A 604-nucleotide genomic window follows, 5' to 3' on the forward strand; every position below is an offset into this window, starting at 1 on the left:
GGCTGCCCTGGCTTCCCGGAAAGGGAGCAGCTGCTCCACTCCCCACTCGGCCTGAGGATCCTCCGGCCAGAGGCGACGGGTTCTGCAGCTATCCTGCCCCGCCAGCCCCACCGAATGCACAAAGCAGTTGCCCAAGCTGAGAATATTCTGCCGCAGCAGGTGTAGAGCTAGGGGATCCACCTCGAAACAGTGAATAGCCGCCTCAGGGTGAAGAGTTCTGAAACAAGCGCTGGCCACGCCCACCCCCGCTCTCACATCCACGACAACCCTGACATCAGAAAGAACAGAAACAGCAGGCTGATAGACTCGACTAAGTCTGGCCACCGTTCCTTCGTACTCGACGCCTTCGTACCCCCACAGCCAAGCTGACGGAACGGAGCTGCGGCCTTGGACTAAGTCAATGAGAAAAGTTTCTGTTATGTTTCCCGCATTGGCAAAGAGGAGCTGGGTGTCTTCTCCCAGGATGAAAGCAAAGCTGGTTCTCAAAGGCCGCCCCAGCCGCTGCAAGTCTCCCACCGTGCACACCACCGCATCAAAGCTGGGCCAACTGCTCGGCTCCCCCCTCACCTCATGAACTCGCTCGGGCACTCCCTTCTGCTGCAGC

At 59.3% G+C, this 604-nt stretch carries 1 pseudogene; it reads right to left on the reverse strand.

Annotated features, from left to right (window positions below):
- A pseudogene (locus NW818_RS13345) lies at positions 1-588 on the reverse strand (glycosyl transferase family 1); the annotation flags it as partial.
- Positions 589-604 lie beyond the last annotated feature (16 nt).

Origin of the sequence: Synechococcus sp. R6-5, from assembly GCF_047461775.1 — a bacterium.
Taxonomy (GTDB): Bacteria; Cyanobacteriota; Cyanobacteriia; order Thermostichales; family Thermostichaceae; genus Thermostichus.